At 60.8% G+C, this 23,950-nt stretch carries 21 protein-coding genes and 1 pseudogene; 11 read left to right on the plus strand and 11 right to left on the minus strand.

Features of this window, described 5'->3' with window-relative positions; translation table 11 throughout:
- Positions 1–47: 47 nt before the first annotated feature.
- The 4 genes from A7K61_RS17010 to A7K61_RS17025 form a co-directional block, all read right to left on the minus strand.
- Positions 48–1,298, minus strand: a complete 1,251-nt coding sequence (locus A7K61_RS17010) for an OprD family porin (protein WP_069557986.1) — start codon at positions 1,296–1,298, stop codon at positions 48–50.
- A 182-nt stretch (positions 1,299–1,480) separates the two neighbouring features.
- Positions 1,481–2,938, minus strand: a complete 1,458-nt coding sequence (gene adeC, locus A7K61_RS17015; protein ID WP_069557987.1) for an AdeC/AdeK/OprM family multidrug efflux complex outer membrane factor — start codon at positions 2,936–2,938, stop codon at positions 1,481–1,483.
- Positions 2,935–6,096, minus strand: a complete 3,162-nt coding sequence (locus A7K61_RS17020) for an efflux RND transporter permease subunit (protein ID WP_003189340.1) — start codon at positions 6,094–6,096, stop codon at positions 2,935–2,937. Before A7K61_RS17020 ends, adeC begins: the two co-directional genes overlap by 4 nt.
- Before the next feature lie 3 nt (positions 6,097–6,099).
- Positions 6,100–7,248 (minus strand): efflux RND transporter periplasmic adaptor subunit, encoded by a 1,149-nt coding sequence (locus A7K61_RS17025; RefSeq protein ID WP_034134944.1) that lies wholly within the window; start codon positions 7,246–7,248, stop codon positions 6,100–6,102.
- A gap of 265 nt (positions 7,249–7,513) precedes the next feature.
- On the opposite strand from A7K61_RS17025, the gene A7K61_RS17030 reads away from it, so the two are divergent.
- Positions 7,514–8,146, plus strand: coding sequence for a TetR family transcriptional regulator (locus tag A7K61_RS17030; RefSeq protein ID WP_044272702.1), 633 nt, complete (start codon positions 7,514–7,516; stop codon positions 8,144–8,146).
- Between the two features lie 332 nt (positions 8,147–8,478).
- On the opposite strand, the gene A7K61_RS17035 is transcribed toward A7K61_RS17030, so the two are convergent.
- Genes A7K61_RS17035 through A7K61_RS17045 form a run of 3 tightly spaced genes read right to left on the minus strand, consistent with a single transcriptional unit; the run spans position 8,479 to position 11,059 of the window.
- Complete coding sequence (locus A7K61_RS17035) at positions 8,479–9,534, minus strand: alkene reductase (RefSeq protein WP_047710259.1); 1,056 nt, start codon at positions 9,532–9,534, stop codon at positions 8,479–8,481.
- Between the two features lie 28 nt (positions 9,535–9,562).
- On the minus strand, positions 9,563–10,729 hold the full coding sequence (locus A7K61_RS17040) for an MFS transporter (protein WP_069557988.1): 1,167 nt from the start codon (positions 10,727–10,729) through the stop codon (positions 9,563–9,565).
- A gap of 18 nt (positions 10,730–10,747) precedes the next feature.
- Positions 10,748–11,059 carry a helix-turn-helix transcriptional regulator gene (locus A7K61_RS17045; protein WP_003189349.1) on the minus strand — a complete coding sequence of 104 codons (312 nt, stop codon included), beginning with the start codon at positions 11,057–11,059 and terminating at the stop codon, positions 10,748–10,750.
- Positions 11,060–11,214: 155 nt separating this feature from the next.
- Here A7K61_RS17045 and A7K61_RS17050 point away from each other — a divergent pair, with 155 nt between their 5' ends.
- Positions 11,215–11,802 (plus strand): ACP phosphodiesterase, encoded by a 588-nt coding sequence (locus A7K61_RS17050; protein WP_069557989.1) that lies wholly within the window; start codon positions 11,215–11,217, stop codon positions 11,800–11,802.
- A 79-nt stretch (positions 11,803–11,881) separates the two neighbouring features.
- Here A7K61_RS17050 and A7K61_RS17055 read toward each other — a convergent pair whose 3' ends face one another.
- Together A7K61_RS17055 and olsB are read right to left on the minus strand one after the other, a co-directional pair.
- Positions 11,882–12,670, minus strand: a complete 789-nt coding sequence (locus tag A7K61_RS17055; RefSeq protein ID WP_069557990.1) for a lysophospholipid acyltransferase family protein — start codon at positions 12,668–12,670, stop codon at positions 11,882–11,884.
- A complete protein-coding gene (olsB, locus tag A7K61_RS17060; RefSeq protein WP_003189352.1) occupies positions 12,670–13,425 on the minus strand; it encodes an L-ornithine N(alpha)-acyltransferase in 756 nt (251 codons plus the stop codon). The genes A7K61_RS17055 and olsB overlap by 1 nt, the downstream gene beginning before the upstream one ends.
- Positions 13,426–13,610: 185 nt before the next feature.
- On the opposite strand from olsB, the gene A7K61_RS17065 reads away from it, so the two are divergent.
- Positions 13,611–14,684, plus strand: coding sequence for a serine hydrolase (locus tag A7K61_RS17065; protein WP_069557991.1), 1,074 nt, complete (start codon positions 13,611–13,613; stop codon positions 14,682–14,684).
- Positions 14,681–14,995 (plus strand): amidase, encoded by a 315-nt coding sequence (locus tag A7K61_RS17070; RefSeq protein ID WP_069557992.1) that lies wholly within the window; start codon positions 14,681–14,683, stop codon positions 14,993–14,995. The genes A7K61_RS17065 and A7K61_RS17070 overlap by 4 nt, the downstream gene beginning before the upstream one ends.
- Before the next feature lie 178 nt (positions 14,996–15,173).
- On the opposite strand, the pseudogene A7K61_RS17075 reads toward A7K61_RS17070, so the two are convergent.
- Positions 15,174–15,389, minus strand: a pseudogene (locus A7K61_RS17075) (DUF3077 domain-containing protein); the annotation flags it as partial.
- 382 nt (positions 15,390–15,771) lie between these two features.
- On the opposite strand from A7K61_RS17075, the gene A7K61_RS17080 reads away from it, so the two are divergent.
- Positions 15,772–16,632: a hypothetical protein gene (locus A7K61_RS17080; RefSeq protein WP_069557993.1), complete on the plus strand. Its 861-nt coding sequence runs from the start codon at positions 15,772–15,774 to the stop codon at positions 16,630–16,632.
- A gap of 89 nt (positions 16,633–16,721) precedes the next feature.
- Here the strand turns inward: A7K61_RS17080 and A7K61_RS32540 are convergent, their stop codons facing one another.
- Positions 16,722–16,823 (minus strand): DUF3077 domain-containing protein, encoded by a 102-nt coding sequence (locus A7K61_RS32540; RefSeq protein WP_228391083.1) that lies wholly within the window; start codon positions 16,821–16,823, stop codon positions 16,722–16,724.
- 282 nt (positions 16,824–17,105) lie between these two features.
- Here A7K61_RS32540 and A7K61_RS17085 point away from each other — a divergent pair, with 282 nt between their 5' ends.
- From A7K61_RS17085 to A7K61_RS17110, 6 genes are all read left to right on the plus strand, one after another.
- The gene (locus A7K61_RS17085; protein WP_069557994.1) at positions 17,106–18,284 is read left to right on the plus strand and encodes a M20 aminoacylase family protein; all 1,179 of its coding nucleotides are present in this window, start codon (positions 17,106–17,108) and stop codon (positions 18,282–18,284) included.
- A gap of 169 nt (positions 18,285–18,453) precedes the next feature.
- On the plus strand, positions 18,454–19,764 hold the full coding sequence (locus A7K61_RS17090) for a citrate-proton symporter (RefSeq protein WP_069557995.1): 1,311 nt from the start codon (positions 18,454–18,456) through the stop codon (positions 19,762–19,764).
- Positions 19,761–21,203 carry an amidase gene (locus tag A7K61_RS17095; protein ID WP_069557996.1) on the plus strand — a complete coding sequence of 481 codons (1,443 nt, stop codon included), beginning with the start codon at positions 19,761–19,763 and terminating at the stop codon, positions 21,201–21,203. The genes A7K61_RS17090 and A7K61_RS17095 overlap by 4 nt, the downstream gene beginning before the upstream one ends.
- Positions 21,204–21,268: 65 nt before the next feature.
- On the plus strand, positions 21,269–22,027 hold the full coding sequence (locus A7K61_RS17100) for a helix-turn-helix domain-containing protein (RefSeq protein WP_069557997.1): 759 nt from the start codon (positions 21,269–21,271) through the stop codon (positions 22,025–22,027).
- Positions 22,028–22,199: 172 nt separating this feature from the next.
- Complete coding sequence (locus A7K61_RS17105; RefSeq protein WP_069557998.1) at positions 22,200–22,778, plus strand: YceI family protein; 579 nt, start codon at positions 22,200–22,202, stop codon at positions 22,776–22,778.
- 1 nt (position 22,779) lies between these two features.
- A complete protein-coding gene (locus A7K61_RS17110; RefSeq protein ID WP_056790438.1) occupies positions 22,780–23,937 on the plus strand; it encodes a phosphatidylserine/phosphatidylglycerophosphate/cardiolipin synthase family protein in 1,158 nt (385 codons plus the stop codon).
- The last annotated feature ends 13 nt before the right edge of the window (positions 23,938–23,950 follow it).

Genomic DNA, 23,950 nt, shown 5'->3' on the forward strand with positions numbered 1-23,950 from the left:
GGATCAGCAGCGGCAGGCGCGCACCATACAGTAAGTGCTATACCGGGTTACAGCAGACTGATCGGATAGCTGACGATCAACCGGTTCTCATCGAACTCGTTGTTGCTGTAATCCCTGCGCATGCTGGAATTGCGCCAGCGCACGTTGAGGTTTTTCAGGGTGCCGCTCTGCACCGTATAGCCCAGTTCGGTCTCGCGGCCCCACTCCTTGCCGTCGGTGATGGTGCCGGTGTGCACGTTGCTGCCGCTGATATAGCGGTTCATCAACGTCAGGCCTGGTACGCCGAGGGCGGCGAAGTTGTAGTCGTGGCGAACCTGCCAGGATTTTTCCTGCGCGTTGTCGTAGCTGGAGTTGTAGCTGTCGTTGGCCAGGGTGCCACCACTGGTGCCGTTGACGCGCATCCAGGCACTGTCGCCGGTGAGTTTTTGCAGGCCGACGTAGAAGGTGTTGCCGCCGTACCTGGCTGAGAACAAACCGGACCAGGTTTTGTTGTCCAGGTCTCCGGCGCGAGCGCTGCCGTCTTCCTTGCCGTAAAAGAAGCCCAGGTTGGCGCCCAGGGTCCAGTCGCCTACGGGCTGGCTGTGGATCAGGTTGACGAACTGCTGGCGGTAGATGTCCTTGAGCTGGGCATTCCACACGCCGACTTGGGTGCGTTTGTCGTTGAATGCGTATTCGGCGCCCTGGAAATTGAAGCGGTCGGAGGTGAAGGCGGTTTTGCCGACCATCGACATGTCGCTCATGCTGCCGTCGTCCCGCGGGCTGTTGGCGCGGAATTGGCCGCCATAGAGGGTCAGGCCGTCGATTTCCTTGGAGGTGATCTGCCCGCCACGCAGGGTCTGCGGCAGGGAGCGACCATCGTCGGAGCGCAGGATCGGCAGCACCGGCATCCATTCGCCCACCTTCAGCTCGGTCTTGGAAAAGCGCGCCTTGAATGCCACGCCCAGCCGGCCAAACTCATCGGCTGGCCGGCCGTCATGGTCCAGCGGCAGCAACTGCGTGCCGCCCGTGCCACGGCCGCCATCGAGCTTGAGCGAGTACAAGCCCAGCACGTCCACACCAAAACCGACTGTGCCCTGGGTGAAACCGGACTTGGCGTCGAGGATGAAACTTTGTGTCCACTCCTGCGCGCCACCCTGGGCTTTGGTCGGGTTGGTGAAGTTGCGGTTGAAGAAGAAGTTACGCAGGTTGAGGTTGGCGCTGGCGTCTTCGAGAAAGCCGTGCTCCTGGGCGAAAACGGGCAGGGCAGAACTGGCGACAGCAGCCGCCAGCAACAGCTGGCGCGGTTGGAAAGTGCTCATGGTGTGGACCTGTTGTTATTGGGTTTATGCAGGTGGCGGCCATGGTGCGCGGCGGTGCGGGGGCGATGAAAGTGGGGGAAGGCGGGTTGTGGGCGATGATCGAACGTAAGTTGTACGGGCAACAATGCAGGCATAAAAAAACCGCTTCCGGTAAGGGAAGCGGTTTTTTCACACCTGCGCTATCAGAACAACCTCAACGGCGGTGCTTGTTCTTTCAACGGCTCGTTCTTCGCGGTCTGCTCGTTCCAGCCACCGCCGAGGGCCTTGTACAGGTTGACCTCGCTGGTGAGCTGCGCCAGGCGGTCGGTGATCAGCGATTGCTGGGCACTGAACAGTTGGCGCTGGGCATCGAGGAAGGTCAGGTTGCTGTCGACACCAATGCGGTAGCGACGCTCGGCCAGGCGGTAGTAATCCTGGTTAGCCTCGACGAAGCCGCGCTGGGCATCCAGTTGCTGCTTGTAGGTCGCACGCGCGGCGAGGCCGTCGGAGACTTCCTGGAAGCCGGTCTGGATGGCCTTCTCGTAGTTGGCCACGTTGATCTCTTTCTGGATCTTCGAGTAGTCCAGGCTTGCGCGCAGGCTACCGGCGTTGAAGATCGGGATGTTGATCTGCGGGGCAAACGCCCAGGTCCCCGAACCGCCTTTGAACAGGCCGCCCAGGGTAGGGCTGGCGGTGCCGGCGCTGGCGGTCAGGCTGATGCTCGGGAAGAACGCCGCACGGGCCGCGCCGATATTGGCGTTGGCCGCCTTGAGGTTGTACTCGGCCTGCACGATGTCGGGACGACGTTGCAGCAGGTCTGATGGCAACCCGGCCGGCACTTCGCTGAGCAAGTCATCGGACAGCGGCTTGCTGGCGATATTGGCCGGCAGGCCGGTGCCCAGCAGCAGGGTCAGGCTGTTTTCGTCCTGGGCCACCTGGCGGGTGTAACGGGCCAGTTGCACGCGGGCGTTTTCCACCGAGGTGCGTGCCTGGCTGAGGTCGAGGGCCGAGGCCACGCCGACTTCATTGCTGCGCGAGGTGAGCTTGTAGCTTTGCTCGAACGCGGCCAGGGTGTCCTGGGTCAGCTTGAGCAGCTCCTTGTCGGCCTGCCAGGTCAGGTAGGCATTCGCCACGCTGGCCACCAGGCTGATTTGGGTGCTGCGGCGCGCTTCTTCAGTGGCGAAGTACTTTTGCAGCGCTTCTTCACTGAGGCTGCGAACGCGGCCGAACAGGTCCAGCTCATACGAACTGATGCCAAGGCCCGCCGAGTACTGGCTGGCGATGGTCGATTCGCCGGTCTGCGACAGCTTGGCCGGGGTACGCGAACGGCTGCCGTTACCGGTGGCCGATACCGCCGGGAACAGGTCGGCACGCTGGATCTGGTATTGCGCTGCATAGGCGTCGATGTTCAGCGCCGCGACACGCAGGTCACGGTTGTTCACCAACGCGGTCTGGATCAATTGCTGCAGGGCAGGGTCATGGAAAAACTGCTTCCAACCTTGCTCGGCAGCGGCCTGGCTCGGCGCCTGGGCCGACGAATACGCCGGCCCCTGCGGGAACTGCGCGGCCACCGGCGCTTCGGGACGCTGATAGTCAGGTATCAGCGAGCAGCCACTGAGCACGAATGCGGTGACGGCTAGGGAAAGTAGCGACTTGCTCATTGGCCAGCCTCTTTAGGAGTTTCAGTAGTGTCTTTCTTTTTGCGTTCGCCAGCGGCGGACACGGTTGCGTAGAACAGTGGCACCCAGAAGATCGCCAGCACAGTGGCCGTGATCATACCGCCGATAACGCCGGTACCGATTGCGTGCTGGCTGCCTGAACCGGCGCCGGTGGAGATTGCCAGCGGCAATACGCCGAGCATGAACGCCAACGAGGTCATGATGATCGGGCGCAGACGCATGCGGGATGCTTCGATAGCCGCCTCGACGATGCCTTTGCCTTGCTCGTGCAGTTCCTTGGCGAATTCCACGATGAGGATGGCGTTTTTCGCCGCCAGGCCCACCGTCACCAACAGGCCCACCTGGAAGAACACGTCGTTGGACAAGCCGCGCATGCTGGTGGCGATCAGTGCACCGATCACACCCAGAGGTACAACCAGAATCACCGCGATCGGGATCGACCAGCTTTCGTACAGCGCCGCCAGGCACAAGAACACGACCAGCAGCGACAGTGCGTACAGTGCTGGCGCCTGGGAACCGGAAAGGCGTTCTTCGTACGACAGGCCTGTCCAGGCGTAACCGACACCGGCCGGCAGTTCTTTGGCGATGCGTTCGACTTCGGCCATCGCATCACCGGTACTGTAGCCCGGTGCCGGGGTACCGAGGATTTCCATCGCCGCTACACCGTTGTATCGCGAAAGCTTGGGCGAACCGTAGATCCACTGGCCCGACGAGATGGCCGACAGCGGCACCATTTTCCCGTCGTTGCTGCGCACGTACCATTTGTCCAGGTCTTCGGGCGACATGCGGCTGGCGGCGTCACCTTGTACATACACCTTCTTCACGCGACCACGGTCGATGAAGTCGTTGATGTAGCTACCACCCAAGGCAATGGCCAGGGTCTGCTGGATATCCGCGAGGCTGATGCCCTGGGCACTGGCCTTCTCGTCGTCAACGGTCAGCTCGTACTGCGGCTCGTCGTTCACGCCGTTAGGACGTACGCCGGCCAGCACCTTGCTCTGTGCCGCCGCGCCCAGGAACTGGTTACGTGCAGCCATCAGCTTGTCGTGGCCGACGCCACCCTGGTCTTGCAGGAACACGTCAAAACCGGTGGCGTTACCCAGCTCCAGTACCGAAGGTGGCACGATGGCAAATACCATGGCGTCCTTGAAGGCCCCGAAGAAGTAACCCTGGGCACGCTTGGCCACTTCGAACACCGATTGGGTCGAGTCACGCTCATCCCACGGTTTGAGCATCACGAACGCGAGACCCGAGCTCTGGCCACGGCCAGCAAAGTTGAAGCCGTTCACGGTAAACACCGACTTCACCGCCTTGCCTTCGCCTGGCTCGCCTTCCTTGTCGTTCAGCAGGAAGGCGCGCATGTCGTCGACGACTTTTTGCGTGCGCTCAGCCGAAGCACCAACCGGTGTCTGCACCTGGGCGAAGATCACACCCTGGTCTTCCTCAGGCAGGAACGCGCTTGGAATACGGGTGAACATCCAGATCATGCCGACCAGGATCAGCGCATACACCAGGAACGCAGGGATCTTGTGCTTGATCATGCCGCCCACGCCGCGCTCGTACTTGAGTACGCCACGGTCGAAGGTACGGTTGAACCAGCCGAAGAAGCCGCGCTTGGGTTGGCCGTGTTTTTCCGGATCAATCGGCTTGAGCATGGTGGCGCACAACGCCGGGGTGAAGATCAGGGCAACCAGTACCGACAACGCCATCGCCGAAACAATGGTGATGGAGAACTGCCGGTAGATCACACCGGTGGAACCACCGAAGAACGCCATCGGCAGCAGTACCGCCGAGAGTACCAGGGCAATACCCACCAGGGCGCCCTGGATCTGGCCCATGGACTTGATCGTTGCTTCCTTGGGCGACAGGTGTTCCTCGGCCATTACCCGTTCGACGTTTTCCACCACAACGATGGCATCGTCCACGAGCAAGCCGATGGCCAGGATCATGCCGAACATGGTCAGGGTGTTGATGGTGAAGCCGCACGCCGCCAGGATCCCGAAGGTACCCAGCAATACCACCGGTACGGTCATGGTGGTGATGATGGTGGCACGGAAGTTCTGCAGGAACAGGAACATCACCAGGAATACCAGCACGATCGCTTCGACCAGAGTGTGAACCACACCGGAGATCGATTCGGTCACGACCGGGGTGGTGTCATAGGGCACCACCGCCTTCATGCCAGGCGGGAAGAACGGCTCCAGGGACTTGACTGTTTCGCGGATGGCCTTGCCGGTGTCCAGTGCGTTGGCACCGGCCGCCAGCTTGATCGCCATACCCGAAGCCGGCTTGCCGTTGAACTGTGCACTGATGCTGTAGTTCTGGCCGCCCAGTTCGATACGCGCGACATCACCCAGGCGAACCTGGGAGCCGTCGGTGTTCACCTTCATCAGGATCTTGGCGAATTCTTCGGTGCTTTGCAGACGCGTCTTGCCGATGATCGTGGCGTTCAGCTGGGTGCCAGGCAGGGCAGGCAGACCGCCCAATTGGCCGGTGGCCACCTGCACGTTCTGAGCCTTGATGGCATTGCTGACGTCCACTGGCGTGAGCTGGTAGTTGTTCAGCTTGGCCGGGTCTAGCCAGATACGCATGGCGTACTGCGAACCGAACACCTGGAAGTCACCCACCCCCGCGGTACGGGAGATCGGGTCCTGGATGTTGGACACGATGTAGTTGGAGAGGTCGTCCTTGGTCATGCTGCCGTCTTCCGACACCAGACCGATCACCATCAGGAAGTTCTTCACCGACTTGGTCACACGGATACCCTGTTGCTGCACTTCTTGGGGCAGCAGTGGGGTGGCCAGGTTCAGCTTGTTCTGTACCTGAACCTGGGCGATATCCGGGTTGGTACCCTGGTTGAACGTCACGGTGATGGTCATGCTGCCGTCGGAGTTACTGTCCGAGGAGACATAACGCAGGTTGTCGATACCGTTGAGCTGTTGCTCGATGACCTGCACCACGGTGTCCTGCACGGTTTGTGCGGACGCGCCTGGGTAGGTCACCTGGATATCAATGGCCGTTGGCGCAATGGCCGGGTATTGGTTGATGGGCAACTTCAGGATCGAGAGTGCCCCGACCAGCATGATCACCAGGGCAATTACCCAGGCGAAAATGGGACGGTCGATAAAAAATTTCGACATGGATTACTCCCCTTGACCAGCAGCGGCAGCAGGCGCTGCAGCGGTACCGGCGGGTTTGGCGTTGGAGGCTTCCGTGACCTTCACCTCGGCGCCTGGCTTGACGTACTGCAAGCCTTCGGTGATGACGCGATCACCGGCATTGAGGCCTTTTTCCACCAGCCAGTAGGCACCGGCGGTACGGTTGGCAACCAGTTCGCGTTGCTCGACCTTGTTGTCCTTGTTCACGATCAGCGCCGTTGGAATGCCGCGCAGGTCGCGGGTCACGCCTTGCTGCGGCGCCAGGATGGCCTTGCTGTTCACACCGGCCAGCAGTTGGGCGTGCACGAACATGCCCGGCAGCAGCACGTGGTCAGGGTTGGGGAACACGGCACGCAGGGTCACGGAACCGGTGGTCTGGTCGACCGACACTTCGGAGAACTCGAGCTTGCCGTCCTGGGCGTAGGCCGTGCCATCTTCCAGGGTCAGCTTGACCTTGGCGGCGTTTTCGCCGGCCTTCTCCAGCTGGCCGCTTTCCAGATCGCGGCGCAGTTTCAGCATTTCAGCCGAGGACTGCGTGACGTCGACGTAGATCGGGTCCAGTTGCTGAATCACGGCCATGGCATCGGCCTGGCCATTGCTGACCAGTGCGCCTTCGGTCACCGAAGAACGACCAATGCGCCCGGAGATCGGTGCAAACACTTTGGTGTAGCGCACGTTGATCTGGGCGGTTTGAACGTTTGCTTCGGCGGTCATGCGGTTGGCGACGGCAGTGTCGTATTCCTGACGGCTGACGGCCTGTTCATCGACCAACTGCTTGTAGCGGTCGCTGATGGACTTGGTCTGGGACAGGCTGGCTTGTGCGCTTTTCAGGGTGGCTTCATACACCGACGGGTCGATCTGGTAGAGCTGTTGCCCTTCCTTCACGTCGGCGCCTTCCTTGAACAGGCGCTTGAGAATGATGCCGTTGACCTGCGGCCGAACTTCCGCAATGCGGAAGGCCGTGGTGCGGCCAGGCAGCTCGGTGGTCAGGGTATAGGCTTGCGGTTGAATGGTGACCACGCCGACCTGAGGGGTTTGAGCGGGCGGTGCCGCTTCTTCCTTTTTACATCCGCTGAGCAGCGATGCCAGGGCGACGGCAGTGACCAGAGCGGTAACAGCTGGCTTAAGTTGCATGAAGATCCTCGGGTCAGGCGCGCAGAGTGCGCACAAGAAGTGTGGAAGGGTAAAAAACAAGCCGTGAGTGGATAAGTAGCTTGCTACGCAATATACTTACGTTCATGGTTGTTTGTAAACTCTTGACAGGCTTCGCGCAATGCTGACAAAGCACCGCCGCAAGCCTCGATTCTAGTACGTTCGGCGCCCATGACGGCGTCGTCCCACAATTATTCAGATGATGGTCAAGTACCATCCACAGTGTCCTGATTGAGGTTTTACTGCCATGGTTCGTCGCACCAAAGAGGAAGCTCAGGAAACGCGCAGCCAGATTCTCCAAGCCGCCGAGCAAGCCTTTTATGAGCGTGGTGTGGCGCGCACCACCCTGGCGGACATCGCCGCGTTGGCGGGCGTCACGCGTGGGGCTATCTATTGGCATTTCAGCAATAAGTCCGATTTGCTCCAGGCCTTGCTCGACACGCTGCACGAACCCCTGGACGAATTGGCCCGGGCGAGTGAAAGCGAGGATGAAGTCGACCCGCTGGGCTGTATGCGCAAGCTGATGATTCATCTCTACCATGAAGTGGCCCTGGACCCGAAAACCCGGCGCATCAACGAGATTCTGTTTCATAAGTGCGAGTTCACCGATGAAATGTGCGACATGCGCCGCCAACGCCAGACCCATAGCCTGGAATGCAACCTGCGTATCAGCCTGACGTTGCGTAACGCGGTCAATCGCGGGCAACTGCCTGAAAATCTCGACACCACCCGTGGGGCTGTCTGCATACATGCCTTTATCCACGGTTTGATCGGCCAGTGGCTGCTGGTCCCCGATAGCTTTGAACTGCATCAGGACGCCGAGCGCTGGGCTGATATAGGGCTGGACATGCTGCGCCTGAGCCCCAGCCTGCGCAATTGAAACAAAATGCGTAATTGCAACCCGTTGTGTCAACAGTAAAGCCTAAAGACGGTCAATCGTCCTTCTGCCTGATTTGTGGGGTGACTTTATATACGGCATGGCGGGCGGTTGATAGGTAGCCGGCTAAGTATTTTGTAGCGATATTGTTGCGGTTCTGTGAAGCGATGTTTCCAACAGGCACAAATGTGGGAGAGAACTTGCCCCTGACACTGTAGGAGCGAGCTTGCTCGCGAAAAACTAACAGACGCCGCGTTCATTCAGGAAGCGCGCGTTATCGTTGACGTTTTTCGCGAGCAAGCTCGCTCCTACAGTATTGGGTTTTACGGGTTGCTTTAGATCGGCAGCGTCGGGTAGTCGATATAACCCACCGGGCCTTTACCGTAGAAGGTCTCCGGGTGCGGCTCGTTCAACGGCGCATCGGCCTTCAGTCGCGCCGGCAGGTCCGGGTTGGCGATGAAAGGAATACCAAAGGCCACCGCATCCGCCTTGCCCGCCGCCAGCCAGGCATTGGCGCTGTCTTTGGTGAAGCGTTCGTTGGCGATGTACGCACCGCCGAAGGCTTTTTTCAGCTGTGGGCCCAGGCTGTCCGCGCCTTCTTTTTCGCGCGAGCAGATAAAGGCGATGCCGCGCTTGCCCAGTTCGCTGGCGACGTAGGTGAAGGTCTCGGCGAGGTTGTCGTCGCCCATGTCATGCGCATCAGCACGCGGTGCCAGGTGCACGCCCACGCGGCCGGCGCCCCAGACTTCGATGGCGGCGTCGGTGACTTCCAGCAACAGGCGCGCACGGTTTTCCAGGGAGCCACCGTACTGGTCGGTGCGCTGGTTGGTGCTGCTTTGCAGGAACTGGTCGAGCAGATAGCCGTTGGCGCCGTGGATTTCCACGCCGTCGAAACCGGCAGCCTTGGCGTTCTCGGCGCCGGTGCGGTAAGCGTCGACGATGTCGGCGATTTCAGCGGTTTCCAGGGCGCGCGGGGTAGGGTAGTCGGCCAGCGGGCGAACCAGGCTGACGTGGCCTTTAGCCTGGACTGCACTCGGGGCCACCGGAGTTTCGCCGTCCAAGTAGGACTCGTGGGAAATGCGGCCGACGTGCCACAACTGCAGGAAGATCTTGCCGCCCGCGCCGTGCACGGCCTTGGTGATGTTGGCCCAGCCGCGCACCTGGTCGTTGGACCAGATGCCGGGGGTGTCCGGGTAGCCCACGCCCATCGGTGTCACGGAAGTGGCTTCGCTGAGTATCAGCCCCGCGGAGGCGCGTTGCACGTAGTACTCGGCCATCAGCGCATTGGGCACGCGCCCGGCATCCGCGCGGCAGCGGGTCAGCGGCGCCATGATGATGCGGTTCGACAGCTGCACGTCGCCCAGTGTGATCGGATCGAAAATAGTCGTCATGGAAAAAACACCTTCTCTTTTAAGTTGATCAGTGGGTCGCGGGGGCCAGGTCGGCATTGCCGCCCTGACGGAAAGTGATCAGGGTCACCAGCAGCGCGAGAATCGCCAGTGCGGCGGCCGCCAGCGGCACGCTGGTCAGGCCGAAGCCGTGGGCAATTACGCTGCCGCCGACCCAGGCGCCGAGGGCGTTGCCAATGTTGAAGGCGCCGATGTTCAAGGTGGACACCAGGTTCGGCGCGGCCTTGCCGAAGGTCACCACGTTGATTTGCAGCGCCGGCACGGCGGCGAACGAGGCGGTGGCCCACAGGAACAGGGTGATCTCGGTTGGGATCACCGCAACGCTGGTCCAGCTCAGCAGCGTGGACACCACCGCCATGCTGATGAACACGCCGATCAAGGTAGCCGCCAGGCGCTTGTCTGCCAGTTTGCCGCCGATGATGTTGCCCACGGTGAGGCCCAGGCCGATCAGCAACAGGGTCCAGGTCACGCCCTTGGGCGACACGCCGGTGACATCGCCGAGCAGCGGTGCGACGTAGGTAAAGAGGGTGAACATCGACGCGGCGAACAGCGCGGTCATGCTCAGCGACAACCAGATACCGGCACCCTTGAGGGCGGCCAGTTCGGCGCGCATGTCGAGTTTTTCTTCGTCACGCTTGGCGGGCAAAAAGCGAATCAGGCCGATCAAGGCGATCACGCCAATCACGGTCACGGCCCAGAAGGTCGAGCGCCAGCCGGCTTCCTGGCCCAGCGCCGTACCCAGGGGCACGCCCAGCACGTTGGCCAGGGTCAACCCGGTGAACATCAGCGCCACCGCCGACGCACGTTTGTTGGCCGGCACCAGGTTGGCCGCCACCACTGAACCAATCCCGAAGAAGGCACCGTGGCACAACGCCGTTACCACACGGGCAAACATCAGCACGTTGTAGTCGCTTGCCAGGGCACAGAGCAGGTTGCCGATAATGAAAATACCCATCAACGCTACCAGCGCCGCCTTGCGTGGCAGCTTGGCGGTGGCCAGTGCCATGAACGGTGCGCCGATGGCCACGCCCAGGGCGTAGCCGGTCACCAGCCAGCCGGCGCCGGGAATCGACACACCCAGGTCCGTCGCCACATCGGGCAGCAAGCCCATGATGACGAACTCGGTGGTGCCGATGGCGAAGGCGCTCAGGGCCAGTATGAGTAGCGAGAGGGGCATGGGGCGTGTCCTTGGTGATTACGGTGCGCTGAGTTCGGTGATGAGCGCCGTGAGAAAGGCTTGGATCACCTCCTCGTTGCGCTTGAAAAAGTGCCACTGCCCGGCCTTCTGGCTGCTGATCAACCCCGCCCGTTGCAAGGTGGCCAGGTGGGCCGACACGGTCGACTGGGACAAGCCGCAGCGCTGGTCGATCTGCCCGGCGCAGATGCCGTATTCGTGGTTGTGCAATTGCTCGGGGAACTGCACTTTCGGGTCTTTGAGCCAGGTGAGGATGTCTCGTCGTACTGGGTGCGCCAGGGCTTTTATTATTTCGTCGAGGTCGATGGACATGGCAGGGTGCTCGGTGTCGTAAAGCGTTATATCGCGATGAGGCGAACTCTAAATCGTCATATCCCGATATACCAATATGATTTTGATCTGAGGCCAAAGCGAATCGGTATATCGGGTTATAACGATATGTGGGTGGCAGTGGTCGACTGCGCGGCATGAATTATCTCGCACATCTGCACCTGGGCGGCCAACTTCCTGCACAACTGCTGGGCAGCCTCTATGGCGACTTCGTCAAAGGCCGCCTGCAGGGCCAGTTCAGCCCGCAAATCGAAGCGGCGATCCAGCTGCATCGCTCCATCGACCGGTTCACCGACAGCCACCCCTTGGTGGGGGAGGCGTTGTCGCGTTTCAGCCAGACCCGCAGGCGCTATGCCGGCATCGTCCTCGATGTGTTTTTTGACCATTGCCTGGCGCGCGACTGGGCGCTGTATGCCGACCAACCCCTGGAGCGTTTCACGTCGCAGGTGTATCGGGTGTTGGCGGCCGAACCCGCGTTGCCGGGGCGGCTGGCGCAGATTGCGCCGTATATGGCAGCGGATGATTGGTTGGGCTCGTACCGCGAGTTTGCGGTGATGGACCAGGTGCTGCGCGGGATTTCGCGGCGGCTGACACAGCCCGAGGAATTGGGGTATGCGATGCAGGAGTTGCGGGTTTTGTATGAGCCGTTGAGCCGGGACTTCAGTGAGTTCTACCCCATCTTGCAGGCCTTCTGTAGGAGCGAGCTTGCTCGCGAAAATCGCTAACGATAACGCGGGCATCTAGAGCGAATGCGGTGCTCTGCGGTTTCTCGCGAGCAAGCTCGCTCCTACAGACGAATCGTGTTCAGGCGGCAATCAAGGTGCCGCGTGGTTCGACCGGTCGCACCGCTTCACCAAACAACGCCTTCTGCACCGCCTGCTGCGCCTGATACGCCAATGCCGCACGTTCCTGCCCAGCGCAGGCAATCGGCTTGAGCACATGAATCTCCACATCGCCGCGGTCATTGGAAAACAAGCGCATCAGGTGCGAGAGCAAATCATCATCGCCAATAAAGGGCGCCAGCGGGTCGACTTGGCCGTCGCGCAGATACCGAATCGCCACTGGCTGCAGTGACACATCCGCATCGATCGCGCTGGCCAGCAAGCGCCCGTGAAACGTGCGCAGGCCGCGCCCGTCGGTGGTGGTGCCTTCGGGGAACATCAGCAAGGGGTGCTGTTGCTCCAGATGACGGGTCATCTGCTTGCGGATCAACTGGCTGTCACCTGAACCGCGACGAATAAACAGGCTGCCCGCCTTGGCCGCCAGCCAGCCCGCCACCGGCCAGGTACGCACCTCGGCCTTGGACAAAAACGACATCGGCGCCACCATGCCCAGCAATGGGATATCCGTCCAGGACACATGATTGCTCACCCACAGCATCGGCGTTTGCGGCAACTCCCCATGCACCGTCACGCGAAAGGGCAGGGCGTTGGTCAGTCGCGCCATAAAGAAGCGCGACCAACGCTGGCGCCGCACCATCGAGTTAGCCACCCCCAGGCGCTCGAACAGGCCAAATACACTGGCCATGCTCAACCCCAGCGCCACCACCAACAACACGCGGGCGATGCGCCCGTAAATGCGCAGGCGGTTCATCACATGGCCGCCTTGAAGTGGCGCGCGTAGCGCGGGCACAACTCGTCGCGCTTGAGCAGGATAAACACGTCGGCCACTTGGAAGTCTTCATCCCAGCACGGCTCACCGCAGATCTTCGCGCCCAGGCGCATGTAGGCCTTGAGCAGCGGCGGCATTTCGGCGATGACGTTAGACGGCAAGTCCAGGGCCGGCAGCGGTTTTTTTGGTTCGGCGCGCAGGTGTTCGTTGCACAGGTAGCGCTCGCGCAAGCGCTGCATGATCGCGTGGGCCTGGATGCCGCCGTCGTGCATCGGGATGCTCGCGCAGCCCATCAGGTAGCTGTAGCCGCCCTGGTTGAGCACTTCGGCCAACTCGCCCCAGAGCACCGCAATGGTGCCGCCGTTGCGGTAGGCCGGGTCGACACAGGTGCGGCCAATTTCCAGGATCGGGCCTTGCAAATGCAACAGGCCATGCAGGCTGAATTCTTCTTCGCTGTAGAACCGGCCCAGGGTGCTGGCGGCCTGGTGGTCAAGCAGGCGGGTGGTGGCGACGAGTCGACCGCTGTTCAAATCCCGCACGCCGATATGGCTGCAGTGAACATCATAGTCATCCATGTCCAGACCCAGTTCCGCGCCTTTCAGCTTGGCGTTGAATTCGCCGCTGAACACGTTGAACCGCAGGGCCTGGGCTTCCTGCAATGCCTGTGCGCCTACCAGGCGTTCGGCTTGCAGACGGCGTTCATTGCCTTTGTCGCTGATGCGGGCGATCTGAGTCATAGCGAGTCTCCGGGTGCCGGCCAGGTTGCGGCCAGTCGACTTTGTTGTCCAAAGTCAGGCTATGTAGCCTCGGTGTCAGCTCCATGAAGTTACGGTGACGGTTGGATGACAGGCCCCTTGTCGCAAATCTGTCACTGGCGTGGGCTAGGCTCGCGGGCTTGAATGCCCCCCTTGAGTTCGTGTCCATGGTCCGAGGCCTGTTGTGCGTTGCCCTGCTGTTTGTCACCCTTAATGCCCGCGCTGAAGTCTGGCCTGAAAAGGAATGGGCCATGGGCACGCTTCTCGCCGGTCCCGCTGTCGATGCCCTGGACGCCTACGCTTTCCCACCCCGTGACGATGCCACCCGCAACGGTATTCGCACCGATGCGTTGCTGGTCATTCGTGACGGCCAAATCATTTATGAACGCTACGCCGCGCCCACCACTGCCAGCACGCCGCACCTCACCTGGTCCGTCAGCAAAAGCCTGATGGCTACCGTGCTGGGCGTGGCCTATGGGCAAGGCCGCTTCAAACTCAGCGACCCCGCCGCACGTTTCTACCCGCCGATGAAGCAGCACCCCAAGGTAAGCATGGCCAACCTGCTGCACTGGGCTTCGGGGTTGGATTGGCAGGAAGACTACGAATACGCCCCATTGAAATCTTCGGTGGTGGCGATGCTCTACACCCGTGGCCACACCGACATGGCGCAATTCGCGGCAGATACCAAAGCCGCCGCCGCCCCTGGCCAGGCTTTCCGTTATTCCAGTGGCGACAGCAATATCCTGTCCGCTGCGCTCAAGGGCATGCTCGGCCACAAGGCCTACATGACCTACCCGTGGGACGCGCTGTTCCAGCCCCTGAGCATTCGCGACGCAACCTGGGAAACCGATGCCGATGAGACGTTTGTCGCATCATCCTATGCCTACCTCACGGCCCGCGATCTGGCACGAGTTGGGCTACTGATGGCGCGGGATGGGCGCTGGGGCGAGCGGCAACTGCTGCCCAAGGACTGGGTTGCCTTCAACCGCCGGCCCTTCGACCACTACAAAGCCGGCCAGGATGAAGCCGTGCCAGGCGGCCATTGGTGGCTCAACACCGGCGCCCCTCAACCCTGGCCCGACGCACCGGCCACTACCTTCGCCGCGCTGGGACACTGGGGCCAGGCGCTGTTTGTGCTGCCCGACGAACACTTGGTGATCGTGCGCTACGGCGATGATCGCGATGGCAGTTACCGGCATAACGAACTGCTCAAACGCGTGCTGGCGGCGGTGCGCTCATGATCCGTCGTCATCCATTTATCAGCGTTTTACCGGTGCTGTTTTTCGCACTCTTGGGGTGGGTTTGGCACGAGCGCGTCAACCTGCAAGCCTTCCCAGACATCATCGCGGCGTACACGGCCAAAGAGTATTGCTCGTGCCGGTATGTGGCCAACAACCCGGCGGACTATTGCCTCGGGTATGTGAAGCAGTACGTGCCCATCAGTGCATTTATCGATAAGCCGGAACGCAGTGAAGTGACGGCGAGTGGGTTGGGGCGTACGCATACAGCGCGATGGATGGGCAACCGCCAAGGCTGCCGCCTCAACCCCTGACACACCCAAATTCCCCTGTGGCTGGCTTGCCTGCGATAGCGGCAGGTCAGTCAACATCATTGGTGCCTGTGCCGCCGTCATCGCAGGCAAGCCAGCTCCCACATTGTATTTGTGCTGTCATGGGAAATTGAGAGAGATACAGACAAGCGCCCGATGCGGTGCACCGGGCGCGTACTACTTACATCGCGGTTTGACTGCCGGGCTGCATCGCCAGCAGCAAGTCATCAATGATCGCCTTACCCATCTCACCCAGATAATGCGAGGCAAACGCAAACTTCTCCGCCTTGGGGTCCATGGCCGCTTCAAGCGCGAGCATTTTTGCGTAGTAGAGCACGTGGGAGGCGTGTTCGAGGGCTTCCACAAGCGGAACCCCGGCGTTGACGCGGAACAGTCGCTCAGGTCATGGACTTTGTAACCAGCGTTGGTGTTGGAACGTGCCTAACGCAATCGCTCACGATGTAGCGCGTATTGAACTTGGATATGGCTGTTAGCTGCGAAGCGACGGTTCACCCAGCGCTGCCGCTCGTGGGAACTGGCCGGGTCGAGCAGTGCCCTTCTCCACAAGGAGAGCGGGTTTAGTTAGAGAGTCTAGTAATAAGCCGTTGGCAGCTGTCGGTAAAAATCATTCGTTTTGGGACTGATATGTGTTTTTGTAATTGATGTGGGCTGGGTTTATTTGGAATTGATATGAGTAACTGTTAGATGTGACAGTGGTGCCGATTTAATGTGAGGTTGATACTCTTTTCTGTCATTCATTTTTGTAATTGGAGGAAGTTATGAAAAAGTGGGCTTATTTGTATGAAAAAAAAGAGGTGCTTCATGGTTTGTCTGTGTGTGAAAGTGTGGAGATTAGAAATGATGAAAGTATGCCGAATGAAAATACTTTGGCGGTGCAAATGTTTCTGGAAACCGCTCGGCTCGAGGCGCCCCCTCTTGAACTAGAAGATAATAGTTTTCAGCCAAAAAATAATCCTTATGGCTATATAAAAAGATGGGTAGAGTGTCGAGCGGATGTTGACAAAACGTGGCGCCAGGTCGATGGGGTTTTTATGAGCGCAGCAGCGTTTGAGAAATTCAAGGTGCAAGGCCCCTCAGCCATCCCAAGAAATCCAAGAGTTCAAGAATTTTGCGTGTTTAACTTTATGGGTATGGATAACTTCTTTCTGTGTAAGATTAAGGTTGATATAGATAATTATACGCCGGCCGATGTGAGACGTTTGATTGTTGCGTATTATGGCGGAAAGTTTGATATCGGGATTACTTCAGGTGCGGGGGATCCAGATGGAGTGAAGCGTTACTACCGATCGATAAGTCGGATGGCCTATACTGATATTATGTCGTTGGCTGATATTGGTAAGGATATAAATAAGGGGTGGTTAGAGAGGCATAAATATGCAGAGCTGTTGTATCCGGCTGTTTCGCTTGCCGACTATATCGCGAAGAGAATGCCTGAAACTAACAAGATTCTGCTGCAGGATGATGGCAAGCTGTTTTCTGAGTATGGCCTTGATCCAGGATTTCCGATTGTAGCGAACTGGTCTCTTGATCCTGCGCCACGGTGGAATGTGGATTGGTGTGATATTGGAAGTGAGTTTGTAGAGGAGTTTGTCATTGAGATCGTTAATGAGCTAGTCTAAATCCTTCATCGTATACCCATGAAAAAGGATTAAGTACTTTGCAGTACAAGTATTTAGACGCCCGATGCGGTGCACCGGGCGTGTACTACTTACTGTGGAGTTTGACTGCCGGACTGCATCGCCAGCAACAAGTCATCAATGATGGCTTTGCCCATTTCGCCTAAATAATGCGAGGAGCAGCGACGCCGCAGAAATTAATCCTGTGAACGCGCCCTCGCAACCGGTGGCAAATGGCTGTTGTGGCGAGGGAGCTTGCTCCCGGTAGCGGTGGGTCAGTCACCATTGTTTGGCTGACACTCCGCCATCGCAGGCAAGCCCACATTTAGATTATCTGCGTGGGCTTTCGGAAAAAGAGCCAGCCCCGAGGTTCCACAGAGTGGAACCACCTTTGATTGTCCTCACGCCCACATCGCGCTTAGCTGTCGATGTGTCGCCAACAAGAAAGGGACCACCCGCCTGTGAGGAGAATCACCATGCGCCCGCACCAGCACATCCTGGATTGGCTCAGCGACGTTGCCAGCGACTTGCACGCTGTGCGTCACGATATCCACGCCCATCCCGAACTCGGCTTTGAAGAAAACCGCACCTCAGCGTTGGTCGCACAGTCACTTAAAGAGTGGGGTTACGAGGTGCACACCGGCATCGGCAAGACCGGTGTGGTCGGTGTGCTGCGCAATGGCAACAGCTCGCGCACGTTGGGGATTCGTGCCGATATGGACGCCTTGCCCATCATCGAAAACACCGGCGCGGCCTACACCAGCCAGCACGCCGGTTGCATGCATGCCTGCGGCCATGACGGCCATACCACCATGTTGCTCGGCGCTGCGCGTTACTTGGCGGCGACGCGGCAATTTCACGGCACGTTGAACCTGATTTTCCAACCCGCCGAAGAAGGCCAGGGCGGCGCCGAGGCGATGTTGGTGGACGGTTTGCTGGAGCGCTTTCCCTGTGATGGGCTGTTCGGCATGCACAATATGCCGGGCTTGCCGGCGGGGCATCTGGGCTTGAGAGTGGGGCCGATGATGGCCTCTCAGGATCTGCTTACCGTGACGCTTGAAGGCGTAGGTGGCCACGGCTCGATGCCGCATTTGACCGTGGACCCGCTGGTGGCGGCGGCGAGCATGGTCATGGCGTTGCAAACGGTGGTGGCGCGCAATATCGACACCCAGGAAGCCGCCGTGGTCACGGTCGGCGCGCTGCAAGCGGGGCAAGCCGCCAACGTGATTCCCCAGCAAGCCCTGCTGCGCCTGAGCCTGCGCGCACTTAACCCTAAGGTGCGCGAACAGATGCTGGAACGGGTCAACGCAATCATCCAGACCCAGGCCGCCAGCTTCGGCTGCACCGTGCAGGTCGAACACCGGCCGGCCTACCCGGTGCTGGTCAACCACGCCGAAGAAACCGAATTCGCCCGCCAGGTCGGCGTGGCCTTGCTCGGTGCCGACGCCGTGGATGGCAACACCCGCACGCTGATGGGCAGCGAAGACTTCGCCTGGATGCTGCAACGCTGCCCCGGCAGTTACTTGTTTATCGGCAACGGCGTGTCGCGGCCGATGGTGCACAACCCCGCCTATGACTTCAACGACGACATCCTGCTGACCGGCGCCGCCTATTGGGGCGCGCTGGCCGAGAGCTGGCTCAAGCCGGCCGGCTAACCCAAACCCTTGTAGGAGCGAGCTTGCTCGCGAAAAAACCACAGGCGACACGTGCTCCCTGATAGCGCTGCGTCATCGTTGACGACCTTCGCGAGCAAGCTCGCTCCTACAGCAACGTCTTTTTCTGCCGCTGGACCCTTTCCCTTATCGGTTGAATGGAGTGCTCCTCATGCAGACTGCAAAACCTGGTGTCTCGCGCACTCGCCAAGTGGTGGCGGCCGTGATCGGCAACGCGTTGGAGTGGTACGACTTTATCGTCTACGGCTTTCTGGCCAGCATTATCGCCCGGCAGTTCTTCCCCTCGGAGGACGAGTACGCATCGTTGCTGATGGCGCTGGCCACCTTCGGCGTGGGCTTTTTCATGCGTCCGGTGGGCGGCATCCTGTTGGGTATCTACTCTGATCGCAAAGGCCGCAAGGCGGCGATGCAGTTGATTATCCGGCTGATGACCGTGTCCATCGCGCTGATCGCCTTCGCGCCGAACTATGCCGCCATCGGCATGGGCGCGCCGTTGTTGATCGTGGTGGCGCGCATGCTCCAGGGCTTTGCCACTGGCGGTGAGTACGCGAGCGCCACGGCATTTCTGGTAGAGAGCGCGCCGGCCCATCGCAAGGGCTTGTATGGCTCCTGGCAATTGGTGGGGCAGTGCCTGGCGGTGTTTGGTGGCGCGGCGATGGTGGCGCTGGTCACGCATTTCTTTTCGCCCGAGACCCTCGACCTGTGGGGCTGGCGCCTGCCGTTTGTGCTGGGCTTGTTGATCGGCCCGGTGGGGTTGTGGATTCGTCGGCACATGGAAGACCCGGAAGAATTCATCGAAGCGCGCAAGCAAGCCACCGGCCCGGCGCCGAGCCTGATGCAAGTGCTGCGTGAGCATCGGCGCAGTATTTTGGTGTCGATGGGGCTGGCGTGCGGCGCGACGGTGTCGTTCTACGTGGTGCTGGTGAACATGCCCACCTTCGCCCACAAGAACCTCGGCCTGCCGCTGGACCAAGTGTTGATGGTGCAGATGTTTGCGGTGGCGCTGATGACCGTGGTGATCCCCTTGTCCGGCTTGTTGTCGGATCGGTTGGGGCGGCGACCGGTGTTGATGGCCTTCACCCTGGCGTTTTTCGTGATGGTCTACCCGTTGTATGTGTGGGTGGCGGCGGCGCCGTCCATCGAGCGCTTGCTGGTAATGCAGGTGATGTTGTGCACGGCGATTGGCGGGTTCTTCGGGCCAGCGCCGACGGCATTGGCCGAGCAGTTCCCCATTGAGGTGCGCTCCACCGGCGTGTCGGTGGCCTATAACGTGGCGGTGATGGTGTTCGGTGGTTTCGCGCCGTTGATCGTGACCTGGCTGAGCAACGTGCTGGGCACACCGGTGGCGCCCTCGTTTTATGTATTGTTCGCCTGCGTGCTGACGCTGCTGGGCACTTACTGCATGCGCGAGGCCCCCCGGGCGAGCAAGCCGTTGCCGTTTTCCAGAGAGGTGAAGCCTTGAGTATTGTTGATTGGGATGCCACTGAACTGTCGCGGGCCATTCATGGGCGCCAGGTGTCGTGCGAGGAAGTGATGCAGGCGTACCTGGCGCAGATCCAGCGCTTTAACCCCGGCGTGAATGCGCTGGTGTCGTTGCGCGACAGCGAGGCCGTGCTGGCCGAGGCGAGGGCCTGCGATCGTGAGTTGGGCCAGGGCCACTCCCGTGGCTGGATGCATGGCATGCCCCAGGCCATCAAGGACCTGGCGGCCACCCAGGGCTTGCGCACCACCCTGGGCTCACCGCTGTTCGCCGAGCATGTGCCGGGCGAAGACGCCATCAGCGTGGCGCGGGTGCGAGCCAGTGGTGCGATCATCATCGGCAAGACCAACGTGCCGGAGTTCGGCCTGGGCTCCCACACCTACAACACGCTGTTCGGCACCACCGGCAATGCCTATGACCCAAGCCTGGCGGCGGGTGGCAGCAGTGGCGGGGCGGCGGTGGCCTTGGCGCTGCGTATGCTGCCGGTGGCCGACGGCAGCGACATGATGGGCTCGCTGCGCAACCCGGCGGCGTTCAACAACGTGTTCGGCTTGCGCCCCTCCCAAGGGCGGGTGCCCCACGGGCCGATGCCGGAGCTGTTCGTGCAGCAACTGGGCACCGAAGGCCCGATGGGGCGCAGCGTCACGGATGTGGCGCGGTTGCTGAGCATCCAGGCCGGTTACGACCCTCGCACGCCGCTGTCCTCCCAGGCTGATTCGGCGGTGCTGGGCCAGCCGTTGCAGCGTGACTTCACGGGCGCGCGCCTGGGTTGGCTGGGGGACTACAACGGTTATCTGCCGATGGATGATGGCGTGATGAGCCTGTGCGAAGCGGCGCTGGAAGATTTCGCCAGCCTGGGCTGTGAAGTGCACCGTTGCCAACCCGATTTTTCCATGGCGCGCCTGTGGCGCTGCTGGTTGGTACACCGCCATTGGCTGGTGCACGGCAACCTCGGCGCGGCCTACGCCAACCCGCAAAAACGCGCACTGCTCAAACCCGAAGCCCAATGGGAAGTGGAGGGCGGCCAGGGTTTGAGCGCCCAGCAGGTGTACCAGGCGTCGGTAGACCGCAGTGAGTGGTACCGTGCTTTGGGCAAGTTGTTTGAACGTTACGATTTCCTGCTGTTGCCCACCGCTCAGGTGTTCCCTTTCGATGCACAACAGCCTTGGCCACGCGTCGTTGGCGGGCGTGAAATGGACACTTATCACCGCTGGATGGAAGTGGTGATCGGCCCGACCCTCGCCGGTTTGCCGAGCATGAGCATCCCCGTGGGCTTCAACCCCCAGGGCCTGCCCATGGGCCTGCAAATCATTGGCCCGGCCCAGGCCGACAGGGCCGTGCTGCAATTGGCCTACGCCCATGAACAACTGACCCAATGGGTACAACGCCGGCCGCCGGCGTGCCTTGCAACGACCCGCTGAGCGCTGAACGGGCCTGTATCTTGCTGTGAAAAAAAGATCGTCCACCGGCTACAGGGAGATCGAACATGGAGACAGGCACCGTACGCTCGGTTGAGCGCGCACTGGCAATCGTCGAGTTGCTGGGCGAGCACCAGGCCCTGGGGCTGGAAGAGCTGCACTACCTCACGCGTCTGCCCAAGGCCACGGTGTCGCGCATGTTGCTGACCTTGCAGGAGCAGGGTTGGGTCTATCGGGGCCTGAGTGATCGACGTTACCGCCTGCGTGCCCGGCGCTTGTTCGGCGATACCCAGCAACGCTTCAAGCGCCAGGTGGTGGAGAGCGCCGCGCCCTGGTTGCTGGAACTGAGCGAGCGCACCGGGCTGGTGGTGGATTTGTCGTGCTTTGATGGCGAACGCCTGGAGGTCATGGAAAGTGCGATTCCCAGCGTGTTGCGCAAGCTGTACCCGAACAACTGTCAGATCGTCGGCCAGTACGCCAGCCTGTTCCACTCGGCGATGGGCAAGGCCTGCCTGACGCAATTGCCGGCCGAAGAAGTACTGCGCCTGGCAGGCCGTAATCATGTGGCGGCAGACGAGCACTATCGCGCATGCGAGCAAACCCAGCACCAGGGCTTTGGCCAGCGTACCGAGGGCTATTGGGAATATCCTGTGCGTTTGCCGTTCCTGATCCGGGCGGTGGCGCTGCCGGTGCGCGCCAATGGCCGCCTGGTGGGGAGCATGGCGTTGCATTGGCCGATGCATCAGGCGCCAGTGGAGCGTGTGTTGAATTTGCATATGGGCAGCCTTGAAGAAACGATCTGCGAAGTGCAGCGAGCGCTGGTTTGATAGTCACCGCCGAATAAATGTGGGAGCGGGCTTGCTCGCGAAGGCGGTGTATCAGCTACACATGTATTGACTGGCACTGCGCTTTCGCGAGCAAGCCCGCTCCCACAATGAATTTGCGCCGTTCATGAGATTGCGCTTATGGTTCGCTCAGGTTTTCCCCCGCGAGTCTTCAATGTCAATCAAACCCTTGGCCTTCGCCCTTTTGGCCGCTGCAGCAGTGCCCGCCCACGCCGACTGGTACCTGGATAACGAATCCTCACGCCTGTCCTTCGTCACCACCAAAAACACCGAGATTGCCGAAGTGCAGCGCTTCCTGGTGCTGCACGGCAAGGTCGACGCCAAAGGCGCGGCTCAGTTGGAAGTGGAACTGGAGTCGATCAACAGCGGCATCCCGCTGCGCGACGAGCGCATGCGTAGAGAGCTGTTCGAGATCAAGACCTTCCCCGAAGCGCAGATCAGTGCGCAGATCAACCTGCAGCCCATCAACGACCTGGCGTCCGGCGCGCAGTTGGAATTGCGCCTGCCCCTGAGCGTCACGCTGCACGGCAAGACCCAGACCTACAGCGCCGAGCTGCTGGCCACGCGCCTGGATGATAGACGCTTCCAAGTGGTGACCCTGGAGCCTGTGGTATTGCACGCCGAAGATTTCGACCTGGCGCCCGGTGTCGCCACCTTGCGCAAGGCGGCAGGGCTCAAGTCGATCAGTTTGTCGGTGCCGGTGGGTGCGGTGCTGATCTTCACGGCGCGCTGACATGAGCGGCGCAGTGTTCCCATGGCGCAGCGCCAATCAGTTCGAATTGCTGATCGACGGGCCGAACTTCTTCCCGCAGATGCTGGTGGGCATCGCCCGGGCCGAGCAGCAGGTTGACCTTGAGTTGTACCTGGTCGAAGCGGGTGCCTGCGCCGAAGCCATGGTGCAGGCACTGGTGCTGGCCGCCGAACGCGGCGTGCACGTGCGTTGCCTGTTCGACGATTACGGCAGCCTGGCGTTTACCCTGGGGCTGCGCAAGCGCTTGACCGATGCCGGCGTGGAGTTGCGCTTTTACAACCGCCTGAACTGGCGGCGCTGGATGCGCAACCTGTATCGCGATCATCGCAAGTTGCTGCTGATCGACCAGCGCATTGCAGTGGTCGGCGGCACCGGTGTCACCGACGAGTTCTGGACGCCGGGGCAAGACACCGCCGACTGGCATGAAGTGATGGTGCAGATCAGCGGCCCATTGGTGCTGGACTGGCAGGCCCTGTTCGACCGGCAATGGCACGCTAACGCTGCGCGCCGTGAATGGAAACCGGCGACCCATTTTGGTTTGCCCCGCTTGCCCAAGGTGCCCGCCACCGGGCCGGGGCTAGGCCGCGTTGCGTATGCCGACGCCCGTCAGCACCGTGACATCCTGCAATCGTTGATTCGCGCCTTGAACAGCAGCAAATCGCGTATCTGGCTGGCCACCCCGTACTTCCTGCCCACCTGGAGTGTGCGCCGTGCCTTGCGCCGGGCGGCTGGGCGCGGCGTGGACGTGCGTCTGTTGCTCACCGGGCCGCGCACCGATCACCCGTCGGTGCGTTACGCCGGGCACCGTTATTACCCGCGCCTGCTGCGTTCAGGCGTGCAGATCTTTGAATACCAGCCGTGCTTTTTGCACCTGAAGATGGTGCTGGTGGACGATTGGGTGAGCATTGGCTCGTGCAATTTCGACCACTGGAATCTGCGCTTCAACCTGGAAGCCAACCTGGAAGCACTGGACCCGCAATTGACGGCAGCGGTGGTGGGCAGTTTCGAAGCGGACTTTGCCCAGAGCCAGGCGGTGAGCCTGGAGGCATGGAAGGCGCGGCCGTTGTGGCGGCGGGTGAAGCAGCGGGTGTGGGGCTGGATTGACCGGCTGGTGGTCAATCTGCTCGACCGGCGCGGCTAGTCGCATCACTCAA

Origin of the sequence: Pseudomonas sp. AP42 (assembly GCF_001728935.1) — a bacterium.
Classification (GTDB): domain Bacteria; phylum Pseudomonadota; class Gammaproteobacteria; order Pseudomonadales; family Pseudomonadaceae; genus Aquipseudomonas; species Aquipseudomonas lactis.

Excerpts from the sequence above, each read along its gene's own strand:
- A7K61_RS17010 (WP_069557986.1), bottom strand. The coding sequence starts at position 1,298 with ATGAGCACTTTCCAACCGCGCCAGCTGTTGCTGGCGGCTGCTGTCGCC.
- adeC (WP_069557987.1), bottom strand. The coding sequence starts at position 2,938 with ATGAGCAAGTCGCTACTTTCCCTAGCCGTCACCGCATTCGTGCTCAGT.
- A7K61_RS17020 (WP_003189340.1), bottom strand. The coding sequence starts at position 6,096 with ATGTCGAAATTTTTTATCGACCGTCCCATTTTCGCCTGGGTAATTGCC.
- A7K61_RS17025 (WP_034134944.1), bottom strand. The coding sequence starts at position 7,248 with ATGCAACTTAAGCCAGCTGTTACCGCTCTGGTCACTGCCGTCGCCCTG.
- A7K61_RS17030 (WP_044272702.1), top strand. The coding sequence starts at position 7,514 with ATGGTTCGTCGCACCAAAGAGGAAGCTCAGGAAACGCGCAGCCAGATT.
- A7K61_RS17035 (WP_047710259.1), bottom strand. The coding sequence starts at position 9,534 with ATGACGACTATTTTCGATCCGATCACACTGGGCGACGTGCAGCTGTCG.
- A7K61_RS17040 (WP_069557988.1), bottom strand. The coding sequence starts at position 10,729 with ATGCCCCTCTCGCTACTCATACTGGCCCTGAGCGCCTTCGCCATCGGC.
- A7K61_RS17045 (WP_003189349.1), bottom strand. The coding sequence starts at position 11,059 with ATGTCCATCGACCTCGACGAAATAATAAAAGCCCTGGCGCACCCAGTA.
- A7K61_RS17050 (WP_069557989.1), top strand. The coding sequence starts at position 11,215 with ATGAATTATCTCGCACATCTGCACCTGGGCGGCCAACTTCCTGCACAA.
- A7K61_RS17055 (WP_069557990.1), bottom strand. The coding sequence starts at position 12,670 with ATGAACCGCCTGCGCATTTACGGGCGCATCGCCCGCGTGTTGTTGGTG.
- olsB (WP_003189352.1), bottom strand. The coding sequence starts at position 13,425 with ATGACTCAGATCGCCCGCATCAGCGACAAAGGCAATGAACGCCGTCTG.
- A7K61_RS17065 (WP_069557991.1), top strand. The coding sequence starts at position 13,611 with ATGGTCCGAGGCCTGTTGTGCGTTGCCCTGCTGTTTGTCACCCTTAAT.
- A7K61_RS17070 (WP_069557992.1), top strand. The coding sequence starts at position 14,681 with ATGATCCGTCGTCATCCATTTATCAGCGTTTTACCGGTGCTGTTTTTC.
- A7K61_RS17080 (WP_069557993.1), top strand. The coding sequence starts at position 15,772 with ATGAAAAAGTGGGCTTATTTGTATGAAAAAAAAGAGGTGCTTCATGGT.
- A7K61_RS17085 (WP_069557994.1), top strand. The coding sequence starts at position 17,106 with ATGCGCCCGCACCAGCACATCCTGGATTGGCTCAGCGACGTTGCCAGC.
- A7K61_RS17090 (WP_069557995.1), top strand. The coding sequence starts at position 18,454 with ATGCAGACTGCAAAACCTGGTGTCTCGCGCACTCGCCAAGTGGTGGCG.
- A7K61_RS17100 (WP_069557997.1), top strand. The coding sequence starts at position 21,269 with ATGGAGACAGGCACCGTACGCTCGGTTGAGCGCGCACTGGCAATCGTC.
- A7K61_RS17105 (WP_069557998.1), top strand. The coding sequence starts at position 22,200 with ATGTCAATCAAACCCTTGGCCTTCGCCCTTTTGGCCGCTGCAGCAGTG.
- A7K61_RS17110 (WP_056790438.1), top strand. The coding sequence starts at position 22,780 with ATGAGCGGCGCAGTGTTCCCATGGCGCAGCGCCAATCAGTTCGAATTG.